The 15,107-nt window shown below is 67.5% G+C and carries 14 protein-coding genes; 9 read left to right on the top strand and 5 right to left on the bottom strand.

The window, feature by feature from the left end; genetic code table 11:
• Positions 1-10: 10 nt before the first annotated feature.
• From ACWZHB_RS15930 to ACWZHB_RS15905, 6 genes are all read left to right on the top strand, one after another.
• Complete coding sequence (locus tag ACWZHB_RS15930) at positions 11-442, top strand: NfeD family protein (protein WP_427908719.1); 432 nt, start codon at positions 11-13, stop codon at positions 440-442.
• Positions 443-444: 2 nt separating this feature from the next.
• Positions 445-1,686 carry an SPFH domain-containing protein gene (locus ACWZHB_RS15925; protein WP_427908718.1) on the top strand — a complete coding sequence of 414 codons (1,242 nt, stop codon included), beginning with the start codon at positions 445-447 and terminating at the stop codon, positions 1,684-1,686.
• Positions 1,687-1,882: 196 nt separating this feature from the next.
• Positions 1,883-3,826 (top strand): hypothetical protein, encoded by a 1,944-nt coding sequence (locus ACWZHB_RS15920; RefSeq protein ID WP_427908717.1) that lies wholly within the window; start codon positions 1,883-1,885, stop codon positions 3,824-3,826.
• 7 nt (positions 3,827-3,833) lie between these two features.
• Positions 3,834-5,396, top strand: coding sequence for an ABC transporter substrate-binding protein (locus ACWZHB_RS15915; protein WP_427908716.1), 1,563 nt, complete (start codon positions 3,834-3,836; stop codon positions 5,394-5,396).
• A gap of 23 nt (positions 5,397-5,419) precedes the next feature.
• Positions 5,420-5,614, top strand: a complete 195-nt coding sequence (locus ACWZHB_RS15910; RefSeq protein ID WP_427908715.1) for a hypothetical protein — start codon at positions 5,420-5,422, stop codon at positions 5,612-5,614.
• Entirely contained in the window at positions 5,611-5,904 is a 294-nt protein-coding gene (locus tag ACWZHB_RS15905; protein WP_427908714.1) for a hypothetical protein, read from the top strand. Before ACWZHB_RS15910 ends, ACWZHB_RS15905 begins: the two co-directional genes overlap by 4 nt.
• A 1-nt stretch (position 5,905) precedes the next feature.
• Here the strand turns inward: ACWZHB_RS15905 and ACWZHB_RS15900 are convergent, their stop codons facing one another.
• From ACWZHB_RS15900 to ACWZHB_RS15890, 3 genes are all read right to left on the bottom strand, one after another.
• Complete coding sequence (locus ACWZHB_RS15900; RefSeq protein WP_427908713.1) at positions 5,906-7,114, bottom strand: molybdopterin-binding protein; 1,209 nt, start codon at positions 7,112-7,114, stop codon at positions 5,906-5,908.
• A gap of 141 nt (positions 7,115-7,255) precedes the next feature.
• Positions 7,256-8,329 carry a tartrate dehydrogenase gene (locus ACWZHB_RS15895; protein ID WP_427908712.1) on the bottom strand — a complete coding sequence of 358 codons (1,074 nt, stop codon included), beginning with the start codon at positions 8,327-8,329 and terminating at the stop codon, positions 7,256-7,258.
• 9 nt (positions 8,330-8,338) lie between these two features.
• The gene (locus ACWZHB_RS15890; protein WP_427908711.1) at positions 8,339-9,856 is read right to left on the bottom strand and encodes an NAD-dependent succinate-semialdehyde dehydrogenase; all 1,518 of its coding nucleotides are present in this window, start codon (positions 9,854-9,856) and stop codon (positions 8,339-8,341) included.
• A gap of 106 nt (positions 9,857-9,962) precedes the next feature.
• On the opposite strand from ACWZHB_RS15890, the gene ACWZHB_RS15885 reads away from it, so the two are divergent.
• Together ACWZHB_RS15885 and ACWZHB_RS15880 are read left to right on the top strand one after the other, a co-directional pair.
• Positions 9,963-11,204, top strand: a complete 1,242-nt coding sequence (locus tag ACWZHB_RS15885) for an aspartate aminotransferase family protein (RefSeq protein ID WP_427908710.1) — start codon at positions 9,963-9,965, stop codon at positions 11,202-11,204.
• Between the two features lie 103 nt (positions 11,205-11,307).
• Positions 11,308-11,802, top strand: a complete 495-nt coding sequence (locus ACWZHB_RS15880) for a DUF3830 family protein (RefSeq protein WP_427908709.1) — start codon at positions 11,308-11,310, stop codon at positions 11,800-11,802.
• Between the two features lie 94 nt (positions 11,803-11,896).
• Here the strand turns inward: ACWZHB_RS15880 and ACWZHB_RS15875 are convergent, their stop codons facing one another.
• On the bottom strand, positions 11,897-13,291 hold the full coding sequence (locus ACWZHB_RS15875; RefSeq protein WP_427908708.1) for an amidase: 1,395 nt from the start codon (positions 13,289-13,291) through the stop codon (positions 11,897-11,899).
• Between the two features lie 12 nt (positions 13,292-13,303).
• Complete coding sequence (locus ACWZHB_RS15870) at positions 13,304-14,269, bottom strand: D-2-hydroxyacid dehydrogenase (RefSeq protein WP_427908707.1); 966 nt, start codon at positions 14,267-14,269, stop codon at positions 13,304-13,306.
• A gap of 86 nt (positions 14,270-14,355) precedes the next feature.
• Here ACWZHB_RS15870 and ACWZHB_RS15865 point away from each other — a divergent pair, with 86 nt between their 5' ends.
• Positions 14,356-15,096: a maleate cis-trans isomerase family protein gene (locus ACWZHB_RS15865; protein ID WP_379325394.1), complete on the top strand. Its 741-nt coding sequence runs from the start codon at positions 14,356-14,358 to the stop codon at positions 15,094-15,096.
• Positions 15,097-15,107 lie beyond the last annotated feature (11 nt).

Here is a 15,107-nt window from a genome sequence, read left to right as displayed (position 1 = left end):
GGCTGGCAGGGTGGCCGCAATAGTCTGGCTGATCGCGGGCATTGTTCTCGCGGCGGCGGAAATGCTCACCGGCGATCTCATGCTGCTCACGCTGGGCGTGGCCGCACTCGGCACCGCGGGCGTGAGCGCCGCGACCGATCTGCCGATCTGGGGCGACGCGTTGGTGTTCGCCGCGATGGCAGGCGTGCTGTTTCTCGGGGTGCGCCCGCTGCTGCGCCGCAAGTTCGGTACGCCGCCGCCCACTCCGACGAATGCCGATGCGCTGCCGGGCAAGTCGGCGCTGGTGCTCGAGCAGGTCGCGGAGTATTCGGGTCAGGTCAAGCTCGGTGGCGAGGTCTGGACCGCGCGTCCGCTCGACCCGAGTGAAGTGTACGAAGCCGGTGTGACTGTCTATGTGATGAAGATCGATGGCGCGACCGCCGTCGTCTGGAAGGGTCCCTAGCAATGGTTGCCTTGATCGTGGCCGCCGTCCTCGTCCTGTTGGTCGTGGTGGTGGTGTTCAAATCGATCGCCCTCGTTCCGCAGGCCGAGGCGGCGGTGATCGAACGGCTCGGGCGTTACTCGCGCACCGTGTCCGGTCAGCTGACGTTCCTCGTCCCGTTCGCCGATCGTGTCCGCGCGAAGGTGGACCTGCGCGAGCGGGTCGTATCGTTCCCGCCGCAGCCGGTGATCACCCAGGACAACCTCACCCTGCAGATCGACTCGGTGGTGTATTTCCAGGTCACCAGCCCGCAGGCCGCCGTCTACGAGATCAGCAACTACATCGCCGCGGTCGAGCAGCTCACCGTCACCACCCTGCGCAACGTGGTCGGTGGCATGACCCTCGAAGAGACGCTGACCTCGCGCGATCAGATCAACAACCAGTTGCGCGGTGTACTCGACGAGGCCACCGGCCGCTGGGGCCTCCGGGTGGCCCGGGTGGAGCTCAAGTCCATCGATCCGCCGCCGTCGATCCAGGAATCGATGGAGAAGCAGATGAAGGCCGATCGCGAGAAGCGCGCGACGATCCTCACCGCCGAAGGTAACCGCGAAGCGCAGATCAAGACCGCCGAGGGCGCCAAGCAGGCGGCGATCCTGACCGCCGAGGGCGGTAAACAGTCCTCGATCCTGTCGGCCGAGGGCGAACGCCAGAGCCGCATCCTGCGCGCCCAGGGTGAACGCGCCGCCTCCTACCTGCAGGCTCAGGGTCAGGCGAAGGCGATCGAGAAGGTCTTCGCCGCCATCAAGAACGGCAAGCCGACCCCGGAACTGCTTGCGTACCAATACATGCAGACGCTGCCGATGGTCGCCAAGGGCGACGCGAACAAGGTGTGGCTGGTGCCGTCCGATTTCGGCAAGGCACTCGAAGGGTTCGCCCAGAACTTCGCCACCAAGGGCGAGGACGGTGTGTTCCGCTACGAGCCGTCCGCCGATGAAGCACCGGTGAAGATCGAAGACGATTCCGACGTGGCCGACTGGTTCGAAACCGCCTCTGACCCGAAAATCGCCGAAGCCGTCCGCGCCGCCGAAGCCACCGCCCGCACCCCGGTCGAAGGGTTCGACACACCGGTACCTCGCCCGAAAACCTCCGTGGCCAAGGGGGACCCGGAACTGCCGACCCCACCCCCGATCGCCCCGCAGGAACAGCCGGCTCCCCGCCCCGACGACCCGTACGGTCGCCCCTGGCAGCCGCCGCAACACGGCTGATCCGGTAGAGAACTAGCAGAAACGGCCCCGAGTTTTCGGGGCCGTTTCTGTTGTGCGGCAAGCTTGTCATTGCGGCATGAAAGACGTTGTGTTGGTTGACAATTAGCCGAGCTGCTGGGATGGTGGTCCCCACCTTCGGCGGGGATCCGATTCGGTTCGTGATATCCGCAGAACAGTGAATCGGGGCAGTTTTGTGGTGAATTCTCTCGTCGGGCGATTGATGACGCGCGACATCGGACGCAGTCCCACCAGGAGTCTGCACCACCCCGTGCTGGTCATCGAAGGCGCTCGCGGATGCGGCAAAACAGGAGTGATCGACGAACTGGAGCGGGAGCTGGCCGGCCAGCAGATTCCGCGTGCGCGTATCGATTTCGAACAGTTGCACCAGGCCACGGTTCCCGAAGTGTTGTTCGGCGTTGCCTTTCAGCTGGCGCGGATCAGTGAGCCCTACGGTTCGTTCGAGTTTCCGTTGCTCACGATCGGTGCGCTGGCGATGACAGCCTCGCTGTCTCCCGGTCGTCCGGAATCGCGTGCGGTGCTGCGTAAGAAGCTCGAAACGAAAGTCGATCTGGCCGATATGCACGAGGTCTTTCGGACGTCGGCCGGTGAGCTCGCACCTCTGCTCGGCGGTGCGCTGATGCCCTCGCCCGTCTCGCCCTTTCTCGGACTGCTCGCACAGCTCGGGGTCGACTGGACGATGCGGGCCGTCCGGCGGGCGAAAGCCCTCTCGCCCGAGTGGTACGGCCATCGTGATCAGGGCCATGCCGATGACCCGCTCGACGTCCTCGTCGACCTGCATCAGTGGGCGGCGACCGACCAGATGGCGTCGGTCAACGAACTGTTGTGGTCCGCGTTCCTGGCTGACTTGCGCAACAATTTCAGGTCGTCGTTCCGGGCGGGTGCGATGACGCTGAATTGCGTTGTGCTGCTGGACAACGCGGACACGATACTCGGGCAGGAGTTCGTCAACGGATTGGTCGACGCCCGGCGCGCCCGCCCGGCCTCCGGGGAGATCGCGACCGATCCTTTGACGGCTGTGGTCACCAGTCGAGGCGGTCTGCTCACCGCCCACACCCAGCGTTTGGTCGAATTCGACGCGTCGCTGGGCAACCGCGAGCTCACCTTCGACGCCCAACGGCGCCCCCACCTGTGGTGTCGGTACAAGCTGCCGGACCTGGATGAAGACGACACCCGCCGGATCGTCTCCACCTTGCGGCCCGTGCTGCCCGGCGGCGCCGTGCCGATCGGCAACCATCAAATGACCGCCATGCTGTTCGGTCTGCTCGCCGGTCATCGAGCATCGACCGGGTTGTTCGTCGCGGCCCTGCGTGAACGGCCGCTCGCCGAGGGGGAATCCCTGGCCCTGACGCTCGACCGGCTGGAGCCGGGCAACGGCAGTCAGCCCGTCCGGCTGGAAGACAAACTGCGCGCTCAACTGCTCGCGGGATTCCCCGAGGAGGCCTACGCGGATCTGGTGACGTGCGCGGCGGCGCGCACCTACCAGCATGCCGCGCTGCTCGCCACCGGGAGCGGGTTCCTGACCAGCGATCTCGCCTATCTGCGCGATATCGCCGCGGTGCTGTGGCCGGAATCGGGCGGGGCGGGGCCCGCAGTCCTGCGCAGGCTCCTGCTGCGGCAACTCGCGGACCGAACCGGTGGCGGTGCGCCCGGCTGGCCGGCGGTCTTCGAATGGCTGCGCGGACGATCCCAGCGGTTGCAGGACGAGTCCGGCGGCACCGATCACCGCGAGGACATCCTGTATTACACGATGGCCGCGGGCGATATCGACACCGTGTGCGCTGCCCTGCGCACCGAGCTGGTCGAATCCGGCGAGACAGCCGCGGGGGTTCGGCTGTTGCACGCGGTCGCCGCCGCAACGCGCCGCGCCGTCGACCCGGACGTCTCGCCGATGCACCAGGTGGACAACGCGCTCGCCGCCCAGTCAGATCCGGATCCCCTGACCCGGTTGGTGATCGAGCAGTCCGTTGTCCTCGATCCGTTCATTTCCAATGTCCGCCGCACCCTGCATCGGCAGATCGCCGTCCATTTCGACAGCGTCGCCGGCACGGTGCGCGGAGACCCAGGGCCGCTGTTCACCGCGGCGGACCACCATCACCGGAACGCCGAGCTGTGGAGTTGATGAGCTGATGAGCGCCGACCACGACAATGACGGCCCGGGTATCGAGCTTCCCCGGATCCTGGACTGGCGGACGAGATTTCGGCTCTGGGCAGCGCGGCAGTGGCCGAAACTCGCCGTCGGTCTCGTTGTCGCCCTGGTGGCGGGCTACGCCGTATATCGCGTGTGGCCCGAGAACACCTGTGGTGCATCGGATTCCGGTGTGCAGGAAATCGACGGCCAATGTGTCGGAGTCACCGACGGCACCTACGCCTTCCACGAATCCCTGGCCGGCGTCCAGCGCAAGATCGCGGAGGAGAACGCACGGGTGAGCGGGTCGGGACACACCGTGACCGTCGCGCTGCTCGACTCGCTGACCGTCGACAAGACCTCGGCGATCACCCTCGAGATGGTCCGCAATGAACTCGAGGGCGCCTACACCGCGCAGTACCGGATCAACCACACCAAAGCGGTCGGCGACCAGCAGCCGCTGGTCAAACTCGTGCTGGCAAATTGGGGCAGCCATCAGCTGCAGTGGGAGCCGGTGGTCGGGCAACTCGAGGCGATGGTCGGTGGTCCGGAACCGCTGGTCGCCGTCACCGGATTGCGTGTCTCCACCGTGCAGACCGAATTGGCGGCCCAGCGCCTTGCTCAGCGCAGCATTCCGATCGTGAGTTCGATCGCCACCGCCGATCAACTCAATTACGGCGCGATTCGCGGTTTCGTCCGGGCATCGCCACCCAATCTCGAGTACGCCGAGGCGCTCCACGGCTATCTGGGCAACCATCCCGACCTGGAGTCGGCAATGCTGGTGTACGACCTGAATTCTGATCTCAACCCGGACCCGGAGGCGACGCAGGGCACGGATCTGTTCACCAAGTCGCTGCGCGACGACATGAACGCGCGGTTGGCCGACCTGATCAAATATCCCCCGCAGGGCTATGTGGGCCTGTACGGGCAGACCGCGGCGAGCCCCAACCTGTTCTCCAATATCGTGCAGAATGTCTGTGCGGTGAAGCCCGAAGTAGTTGCCTTCGCGGGACGGGTCGTCGATTTCAGCAGTTTCCTCGAGTCGATGTTCAACCGGGTGTGCCCGGATTCGCCGATCACCATTGTCGCCGCAGGCGCCGATTTCGGTGTCCTCGACCTCCGTGCCGAGGAGGCGGTGCTGCGCGCGAAGAACATTCGCGTCGTCTATGCGACAGAGACCGATCCGCAGGGCTGGATACAGAATTCGCCGAGCACACCGCCGTTCTTCCGGGAATTCCACGAACAGTTCCAGCAGTTGGGTTTCGCGTCGGTGAACCTCAACGACGGCGGCGCCATCGCCACCCACGACGCGATTCTCATCGCGGCGAAAGCGGCCCGCCTGTCGGCCCGCGCCCAGTCCGACTACACGATGCCGACCCACCTCGACGTGCTCAACCAGATGCTCAATCTGAACAGCCTCGACGAAGTGCCCGGCGCGGGCGGCCAATTGAGTTTCAGCTATCGCGGCGAGAACAGCGGCAACCCGAGCAACAAACCGGTCCCGGTGATCGAGATACCGTCCGCCGCGATCGCCAACACGGCGGAGGTCCACCGCACGAAGTGAATCGCGGCGCGACGTAGATCTCAGTGCGGACCGGTTTCGCGCTCGCCCCGGCGCGCGCTTTCGGCCACCGTGACACCTTCACCCGTCTGTTCCGCACCGCGGACCTCTTCGGGCTGTCGATGCGCAGCGGTACCCGGGTGCGGTTCGCGACCGGCGGTGTGATCGGCAACGCGTTGCTGCTGGCCTTCCTCACCTCCGGCCCGGAGCTGACGCGATGAGCCACACCCGGCTGCTCGACGGCTGGCGGCTGGTCCGGCTACCGGCGATCCTGGGTGCGATCTACCTCGCGCTGCACTGGATTCTCGCGGCCGTGTCCGCGCGCCACGGGTTCGGTTCGCCCGACGGTGTCGGTATCGGCTTCTCGATCCTTGTAGTGGCGCTGGTAGCGCTGCGCATCGTGCTGATGGTTGTCGTACCTGCTGTTCTCGCCTACCGCGTAGTGCTGTGGTTGCAGGCCCACCTGCCACGGCGTGACGACGCAGGCAGCAGTGTGCCGCCCGCCCGGTGAATCAGTGGGGGAGCGGGAGGAGTTCGACGAGGGTGCCTCGGCCGGTGCCGGGTGGGAGGACGGCCAGGGCTTGGGAGGGGATGAGGCCGGCCAGGTGGGGCGTGTGGGCGGGGCCGGTGCTGCGCCAGACGCCGCCGGGGTGTTGCTGGACACCGACCAGGCGGGTCGCGTCGCCTTCCATGACGCCCGCGTCGGAGAGCCGGCCCCACATCGTGGGGCCGGGGGTGCGCAGGGTGAGGGCATCGACGATGGCCGGGCCGACGGCCAGGAGGGCGGCGACAGCGGCGAAGGGGTTGCCGGGCAGGCCGAGCAGGACGCGGCCGTCGGGAAGTTGGGCCACCAGGGTGGAGCCGCCGGGGCGGATCGCGATGCGTTCGACGATGATGCGAGCGCCGAGGTCGGCGAGCAGGGTGCGCAGGTGGTCGGCGGCGCCGCGGCCGGTGGCGCCGACCATGACGACCAGATCAGCGTGTGATTTCAGGGTGAGCCAGGACCGTAGGAGATCTTTGCTGTCGGCGAGGTGCCACAGGCCGGTGCTCTCGATGTCGCAGCAGCGCAAGAACTCTGGCATGACCGGGCCGAGGGAGTCGCGAGTTTCACCGGGCTCGAGCGGGCCGACGGCGCGGATCTCGTCGCCGGTCATCACCACGTCGGCGCGCAAAGGCCCACGCACAGTGACGGTTTCGGCTTCGGAGCTCAGTGCTGCCGAGGCGAGTGCCGCCGAGACGCGGGCACCGGCGCCGGCCAATTCTGTTCCGCTGTGCCAGTGTTCGCCTTGGCGGCGGGTGTCGTCGCGGACGGGCGCGCCGGGCGCGCGCATCACCACCGGTTTGCCGGACACGGTGGTCATCACGATGTGTTCGTCGCGCAGGGTCGCCGTGGTGCCCAACGGGGTCGCCGCGCCGGTCGCGATGCGGACCGCTTCGCCGGGCGCGAGGACCACCGAACAGCCCCGTCCGGCATAGCTGACCTGCTGGTGCAGGCGCCACCATGGTCCAGGGCCCGCGACCGCGTAGCCGTCCATGGCGGCAGTGTCCACGCGCGGCAGGGGAGTGCCCGCCGACAGCGGCACGGCCAGGGTCGCCCCGACGGCCTCGGCCACGGGTCGCTCGCGCACCGGGATCGGCTCGAGGTCCGCGGCTATCTGCGCGCGCACCAGAGCCAGCCCACAGTGCACCACCGGAACTACGCCCACCCGTGCGCTCGTCACCACGTCTCGCCTTCTACCTCACCTGTCACCGACTCTGCGACTCATCGTGCGCACCACCGATTGCCTGCGATTTTCTTGGCAGTTGCCTCGCGATGACGTTGTGCTCACGACAGCGCGGGTCCGGCGGTGCGCAGTCGGGGTTCAGGCTTCGGCGAGCGAATTCGCGAGTTCGGCGGCGCGGTCGGCGATGGCGGTGCCGAGTTCGGCGGTCGTGGCGGTGCCGCCGAGGTCCGGTGTGCGGACCTTGCCCGCGGCGAGCACATCGCAGACCGCCCGGTCGACGGCGGCAGCCGCGGCGTGCTCGCCGAGGTGGGACAGGAGCATGGCGCCCGCGAGGATCTGGGCGACGGGGTCGGCGATGCCGAGGCCCGCGATGTCGGGCGCGCTACCGTGCACGGCCTCGAACATCGACGGCGTGTCCGCGGCGGGGTTGATGTTGCCCGAGGGCGCGAGGCCGAGTCCGCCGGTGACAGCCGCGGCGAGGTCGGAGAGGATGTCGCCGAAGAGGTTCGAGCCGACGATCACGTCGAGACGGTCGGGGTGCAGCACGATTTCGGCGGCGAGGGCGTCGACGTGCATCTGCCGCGTCTGTACCGCGGGATATTCGGCGGCGATGCGCTCGAAGATGCTGTCCCAGTACGGCATCGAGTGAATAAGGCCGTTCGATTTCGTCGCCGAACACAGCTTTCCCGAGCGCTCGGCGGCGCGGTCGAAGGCGTAGCGGATGATCCGCTCGCAGCCGGTGCGGGTGAACACCGATTCCTGCAGCACGAATTCGTCCGGCCTGCCGGGGTTGTGGATGCCGCCGATCTCGGAGTACTCGCCCTCGGAGTTCTCGCGCACGATGAGAAGGTCGAGGTCCTCGGCGGTGCGGTCGCTCAGCGCCGATTCGGTGCCGGGCAGCAGCCGCACCGGCCGCAGGTTGACGTACTGGCCGAAGGCGCGCCGCAGCGGAATCAGCAAGCCCCACAGGGAGATGTGGTCGGGCACCCCGGGGAATCCGACGGCGCCCAACAGGATCGCGTCGAACTCCGCCAGCTGCTCAGCTCCGTCGGTGGGCATCATCGCACCGGTCCGCAGATAGTTCTCACAGGACCAGTCGAACTCGGTCCAGCTGATACCAGGCAGGACCCGGTCGAGCACCTTCACCGCCTCGACGGTCACGTCGACGCCGATTCCGTCGCCCGGAATGGTCGCGATCCGGTATGTGCGCACGCTGTCTCCCTAAACCTTGACGCCGATGTATTTGGACTCGAGGAATTCGTCGATCCCGGTGAAACCGCCCTCGCGCCCGAGTCCGGATTCCTTCACCCCGCCGAACGGTGCGGCCGGATTGGAGACCACGCCCTGGTTCAGGCCGACCATTCCCGTTTCGAGAGCTTCGCAGACGCGAAGTCCACGCCGCAGGTTCTCGGTGAATACGTAGGCGACCAGCCCGTAGGGGGTGTCGTTGGCGCGGGTGATCGCCTCGTCCTCGGTGTCGAACGTGCCGATCGCCGCGACGGGTCCGAAGATCTCGGTGTGGCACAGCTCGGCATCGTCGGGGACGCCGGTGAGCACGGTCGCCGGGTAGAACGTGCCGGGTCCGTCGATCGCGGTGCCACCGAGCCGCACCTCGGCGCCGCGCCGGCGGGCATCGGCCACGAGCTGCTCGACCTTGGCGACGGCATCGTCGTCGATCAGCGGACCGACGACGACGCCCGGTTCGGTGCCACGGCCCATCGGCAACGCCGCCATCCGCGCGGCCAGTCCCTCGGCGAACGCGTCAGCGATATCGCGCTGCACCAGAATCCGGTTCGCGGCCGTGCAAGCCTGGCCGATATTGCGCATCTTGGCGGACAAGGCGCCCTCGATCGCCTCGTCGAGATCGGCGTCGTCGAACACCAGCAGCGGCGCGTTGCCGCCGAGTTCCATCGAGGTCCGCATGACGGTGCGGGCACACTGTTCGAGCAGGAGTTTCCCGATCGCGGTCGACCCGGTGAAGGAGAGTTTGCGGGAACGCGGATCGGCGATCAGCGGTGTCATCAGCGCGCCGGGGTCGGCGGTGGTCACCACATTGACCACACCGGCAGGCACACCGGCATCGGCCAGGATCGCCGCGAGCGCCAGCATCGAAAGCGGTGTCTGCTCAGCGGGTTTCACCACGCAGGTGCACCCCGCGGCCAGCGCGGGCGCGATCTTGCGGGCGCCCATCGCCATCGGGAAATTCCACGGCGTGATGAGCAGGCTCGGCCCCACCGGTTGCTTCGTCACCAGAAACCGTGAACCTCCCGTCGGCGCGGGCATGTATCCGCCGTCGAGGCGAACGGCTTCCTCGGCGAACCAGCGGAAGAACTCGGCCGCATAGGCGATTTCGCCGCGCGCTTCCGTCAGCGGCTTGCCCATCTCGAGGGTCATGATCAGGGCGAGGCGCTCGGTGTCGGCGAGTAGCGCGTGGTGGGCGCGCATCAGGATGTCGCTGCGGGTGCGTGCCGGGGTGTTCGCCCAGCCCGACTGGGCCTCGGCCGCGGCGGTGAGGGCGTCGATTCCGTCGGCCGGGGTCGCGTCGGCCACCGCGCACAGTGTCGCGCCGGTCGCGGGATCGAGGACGGGCAGCGCCGCGGGGGAGTCGAGCCAGCGGCCGCCGATGAACAACCCCGTCGGGACGCTGTCGATCGCGGCGCGCTCGGCGGCGCTCAGATGTTCGAGCGGTTGTGCGCCGCTCTCGGACTCGGCTGTGAGCAGCCCTCGTGCCTCGTTCATACGGTGCCTGCCTCCCGACGCGGTGAATCACCCATTGCTGTGAACCCTCCCGCCATGTTATGCATATTGTCAACAATCCGACAATGGACAATCTGGGGAGTCTTTGATGACCGAGCTGTCTCCCGTCCTGAAGCAGGCCACGCCCGTCCACGTCGATCACGGCGCAGGCTGCTACCTCTACGACACCGACGGTCGCCGCTACCTGGATTTCACCGCCGGGATCGGCGTCACCAGCACCGGGCACTGTCATCCCACCGTGGTCGCGGCCGCGCAGGCCCAGGTCGGCAAGCTGATCCACGGTCAGTACACGACGGTGATGCACCGGCCGCTGCTGGAACTCATCGAGCGTCTCGGCGCCGTGCTGCCCGCGGGCCTGGATTCTCTGTTCTTCGCCAATTCCGGCAGTGAGGCGGTCGAGGCGGCGCTGCGGCTGGTCCGGCAAGCCACCGGGCGCCCGAACGTGATCGTCTTCCACGGCGGTTTCCACGGTCGTACCGTCGCCGCCGCGACCATGACGACCTCGGGGACCCGGTTCTCGGCGGGTTTCAGCCCGCTGATGCCGGGTGTGCACGTGGCACCTTTTCCGACCGCGTTCCGCTACGGCTGGAGCGAGGAGGAAGCCACCGACTTCGCGCTGCGTGAGCTCGACTATCTGTTCGCTACCCTCACCTCGCCTGCGGAGACCGCCGCGTTCATCGTCGAGCCGGTGCTCGGCGAGGGCGGGTACATCCCCGGCAACACCCGGTTCTTCCAAGGGCTGCGTGAGCGGGCCGACCGGCACGGCATTCTGCTGGTCTTCGACGAGATCCAGACAGGGTTCGGCCGGACCGGAAAGTTCTTCGGCCACCAGCACTTCGACGTTCGACCCGACGTGATCACCATCGCCAAGGGCTTGGCCAGTGGTTTCCCGCTGTCGGGTATCGCGGCGTCGCGGGAGTTGATGGCGAAGGCCTGGCCGGGGTCCCAGGGTGGCACGTACGGCGGCAACGCGGTGGCCTGTGCCGCCGCTGTCGCGACACTCGAGGTGATCGAGGCCGAGGGGCTCGTCGACAACGCCGCCGTGCGCGGCGCGCAGTTGCTCAGCGGCGTCGACAAGCTCGCGACGAAAGCGATCGGGGACGTCCGCGGCCTCGGCCTGCTCGTCGGCGCCGAGTTCACCACGCCGACAGGCGAACCCGACACCGCGACGGCATCGGCCGCGCAGAAGGCGGCCGTCGACAAGGGACTGTTGCTGCTCACCTGCGGTGCCCACATGAACGTGGTGCGCATGATCCCGCCGCTGATCGTCACCGAGACCCAGGTCGAGGATGCGCTGGCGATCTGGTCAGAGGTTCTCGCCGAGCTGTAGTCCTCGGTCGTGGTCCCACCCGGAGCGCGGGTGGGACCACGCACCGAACTCTGGAACTCGCGATCTCGCACCCTCCGCTCGCCCCCACCAGGAAGCAGGACCGATGGCCCGCTATATGAGCATCACCCTCACCAAAGCAGGCGTCACCTGTCGTGCCCGCCTGCTCGACGACGAAGCCCCGCTGACGTGCGCCGCCGTCTGGGATGCGCTACCCCAGGAAGGCGACGCCTTCCACGCCAAATACGCCCGCAACGAGGTCTACGCCCTGGTGCCCCGCATCACCGCGGCCCCTCACCGCGAAAACCCCACGGTCACACCGATTCCCGGCGATGTCTGCCTCTTCGACTTCGAACCGTGGGAAATCGGCAACCCCGCCTACGGCTACGAACCCGGCTCCGCCGCCCACCATGCCCAGGGCGCCACCGACCTCGCCCTGTTCTACGGCCGCAACAATCTACTGATCAACGGCGACCTCGGCTGGGTCCCCGGCAGCGTCTTCGCCACGATCGAAGAAGGCCTGGCCGACCTCGCTACGGCATGCAACGGGCTGTGGCTGCGCGGTGTCGAAGGAGAGACCTTGGCCTTCGCCCGCGCCTGAAGTGCCACTGTCGATTCGGCCTTCCGCTCAGGGCGGATCTGGTGGGGTGGCTCCGGCTACCGCACCGTCGTCACGGGTGTGCTGCCAACCTGTTTCAGCTGTTCAGCACGGATTCGGCGTGCCTGGCGACCGCGAGGATCAGGTCATCGGAGTGGCGTGGCCCCACGATCTGTAAGCCCACCGGCATACCGGCACGAGTCGTGCCGGCGGGGATGCTGATGGCGGGCTGCTGCGTCATGTTGAACGGGTAGGTGAACGGGGTCCAGTCGGGCCAGCCGTGCAGTCCGCTGCCGGGCGGCACATCGTGGCCGGCCGCGAAGGCGGTGATCGGCATCGTCGGGGTGATCAGGACGTCGTAGGCGGTGTGGAAATTGCCCATCGTGATGCCGACCTCGGCGGCTACCTGGCGGGCGTCGAGATAGTCGATGGCGCTGACGGATTCCCCGCGCGCCCACACCGCGGCCAAACCGGCATCCACTTTCTCGCGGGACCCGGCGGGGAACTTCGACAGCATGGTCGCCGCACCCGCGGCCCACAGCGTCTCGAAGGCGTCCCGCGGATCGGCGAATCCAGGATCTACCGCATCGATGGTCAGATCGGCCTGGGCCAGCCGCCGTACCGCGCGCTCGACGATCTCGGCGACCTCGGGATCGACCTGCGCGAAACCGAGCGTGGCGGAATAGCCGACCGACAGCCCGCGCACATCTCGCTGCATCTGACTGCGGAACGTGGTCACGGTGGGCGCCAGCGCGGTCGGGTCACGCGGATCGGGCAGCGAGAGAATGTCCATCAGCAGCGCCGCGTCCTCGACGGTGCGCGTCATCGGCCCGGCGTGCGCGAGGGGCCCGAACGGGCTGGCCGGGTACAGCGGAACCCGTCCGTGCGTCGGTTTGAAGCCGACGATCCCGCAGAACGAGGCCGGAATCCGGATACTGCCACCGCCGTCGGTGCCGACCGACACCGGCGTCATCCCGGCCGCCACCGCCGCCGCGCTGCCCCCGGAAGATCCACCCGCCGTTGTCGCCGGGTCGGCGGGATTGCGGGTGACGCCGGTCAACGGACTGTCGGTGACACCTTTCCAGGCGATCTCCGGCGTGGTCGTCTTGCCGACGAATACCATCCCGTCCTCGCGCAGCCGAGCGGCGACCGGGCTGTCCATCAACCACGGCCCGCCCTCGTCGACACAGGTGGAACCGCGCAGGGTCGGCCAGCCTTCGGTCAGAAAGATGTCCTTGATGGAAATCGGCACACCGTCGAGTAGCCCGCGCGGATTGCCCGACTGCCAGCGCGCCTCGGAATCCTTGGCCTGCACGAGCGCCCGATCCGGGTCGACCAGGCAGAAGGCATTGAACGCGCCGTCGCGGGCGGCGATGGCGTCCAAGCTGGCCTGTGCTGCTTCGACGGGCGAGAGTTCACCGGCCGCGTAGGCCGAAACCAACTGAACCGCCGTCAGCACGGTGGGATCGGTGGGGAGATCGGGCTGCGTCATGGCGGGGCTCCTTCAGCCGGGCACGTACCCGAGCGTCTTGTCGACAACGTTGTCCAGCGGCAGACCCGCTGCCCACCTGCCGAAATTGTCGGTGAATGCGCGGACGATCTCGGAGCGCCAGCCGTGGAAGTCACCCGAATTGTGGGGCGTGAGCACCACATTCGGCAGATCCCACAGCGGATGAGCGGCAGGTAGCGGCTCCGGGTCGACCACATCGAGCGCGGCCGCGGCGATCGAGCCGTTGCCGAGCGCGGCGACGAGATCGTCGGTAACCACTAGTTCCCCGCGCCCGACGTTGACAAACCTCGCATGCGGTTTCATCGCGGCGAACGCGGCCGCATCGAACATGTGCGTGGTCTGCGCGGTGAGCGGTGCGATGGCGATCACGTAGTCGGCGCCGGGCAGTTCGGCGTGCAGATCGTCGCTGACGGTGCCGAAATCCGGGTCGCCGGTGCGGGCTCGGCGCCCGACCCCGCGCACCGTCATCCCCGCCGCGCGCAGCAATCGTGCGATGGTCCGCCCGATCGAGCCGGTGCCGACGATCAGCGCGGTCGTGCCGGCGACCCGTTCGGACTCCCGGTGCTGCCACTCGTGTCGCAGCTGCAACCGGATCGAGCCGGGCAGATCCTTGGCGAACGAGATGATCTGTCCGAGAACGTATTCGGCGATGGCGGAGTCGAAGACGTTGCGGGTGTTGGTGACCACGACATCGGAGGCCCGCAGCTCGGGGAACATCACCGCATCCACGCCGACGCCGCCCATGTGCAGCCAGCGCAAGCGATCGGCGCTGTGCCACGCACCGGGCACCGCGCGGGTCTGGAAGTCGTACACGAACAGCACTTCGGCGCCGCGTAGCGCGGCGGCGAGCCCGTCGGCCTCGGTATAGCGCACCTCGGCGCGCTCGGCTACGGGGGCCATGAGGTCCGATTCGGGCACACTGTCACGATGTAAGACGGTGACAATCGGCCCGTTTTCCACATTGACACCGTAAATTCAGATCGTATGATTGTCAACAATCCGATCGTGTTCGGAGGTCTGCCCGGCTGAGCGCGAGAGGGGCCGCAGTGGAGTTCAGCTTCCCGGACATCGACGGGCCGGTAGCCCAACGAGGCATCGGCGTGATCGCGCCGTTCGACCTCGCCCTCGAACGGGAACTGTGGCGGTGGGCGCCCCTCGAGGTGAGTTTGCACCTGGCCCGCACCCCCTATGAACCGGTGCCGGTATCCCTGGCCATGGCCGAACTGGTGTCCAACCCGCTGCATCTCACGGCGGCCACCCACGACGTGCTCCATGTGGAACCGGAAGTCGTTGCCTACCTGTGTACTTCGGGCAGCTTCATCAACGGGCTGGCCTACGAACGGTCGCTGCGGGAAACGATCTGCCTGGCCGGTGCGCCGGACGCGGTGACCACCTCCGGTGCCCTGGTGGAGGCGATCAAGCATCTCAACATCACCCGCATGTCGGTGATCACCCCCTACGACGAGATCCTCACCGGCAAACTGCACGACTTCCTCGACGAAGCGGGCTGCGCCACGATCAAGTCCGATCATCTCGGGCTGGGTGGCGGCATCTGGAAGGTCAACTACCGCACCATCGCCGAACGGATACTCGGCGCCGACGATCCCCGGTCGGAAGCGATCTTCGTCAGCTGTACGAACCTGCCGACCTACGACGTGATCGAGCCGCTCGAACAGGCACTCGGCAAACCCGTCCTCACCGCCAACCAGCTGACCATGTGGGCCTGCCTCGGCCGAATGAAGCTGCCCATGATGGGCCCAGGGAAATGGCTCGTCAATGTCTTCTGAACGAATGTGGA

The organism is Nocardia sp. FBN12, from assembly GCF_054031145.1.
This window is presented reverse-complemented; position numbering and strand designations above follow the sequence as displayed.

Bases quoted from the DNA above. Each gene is read 5' to 3' on its own strand.
- ACWZHB_RS15915 (WP_427908716.1), top strand. From the start codon at position 3,834: ATGAGCGCCGACCACGACAATGACGGCCCGGGTATCGAGCTTCCCCGG.
- ACWZHB_RS15885 (WP_427908710.1), top strand. From the start codon at position 9,963: ATGACCGAGCTGTCTCCCGTCCTGAAGCAGGCCACGCCCGTCCACGTC.
- ACWZHB_RS15925 (WP_427908718.1), top strand. From the start codon at position 445: ATGGTTGCCTTGATCGTGGCCGCCGTCCTCGTCCTGTTGGTCGTGGTG.
- ACWZHB_RS15890 (WP_427908711.1), bottom strand. From the start codon at position 9,856: ATGAACGAGGCACGAGGGCTGCTCACAGCCGAGTCCGAGAGCGGCGCA.
- ACWZHB_RS15905 (WP_427908714.1), top strand. From the start codon at position 5,611: ATGAGCCACACCCGGCTGCTCGACGGCTGGCGGCTGGTCCGGCTACCG.
- ACWZHB_RS15880 (WP_427908709.1), top strand. From the start codon at position 11,308: ATGGCCCGCTATATGAGCATCACCCTCACCAAAGCAGGCGTCACCTGT.
- ACWZHB_RS15875 (WP_427908708.1), bottom strand. From the start codon at position 13,291: ATGACGCAGCCCGATCTCCCCACCGATCCCACCGTGCTGACGGCGGTT.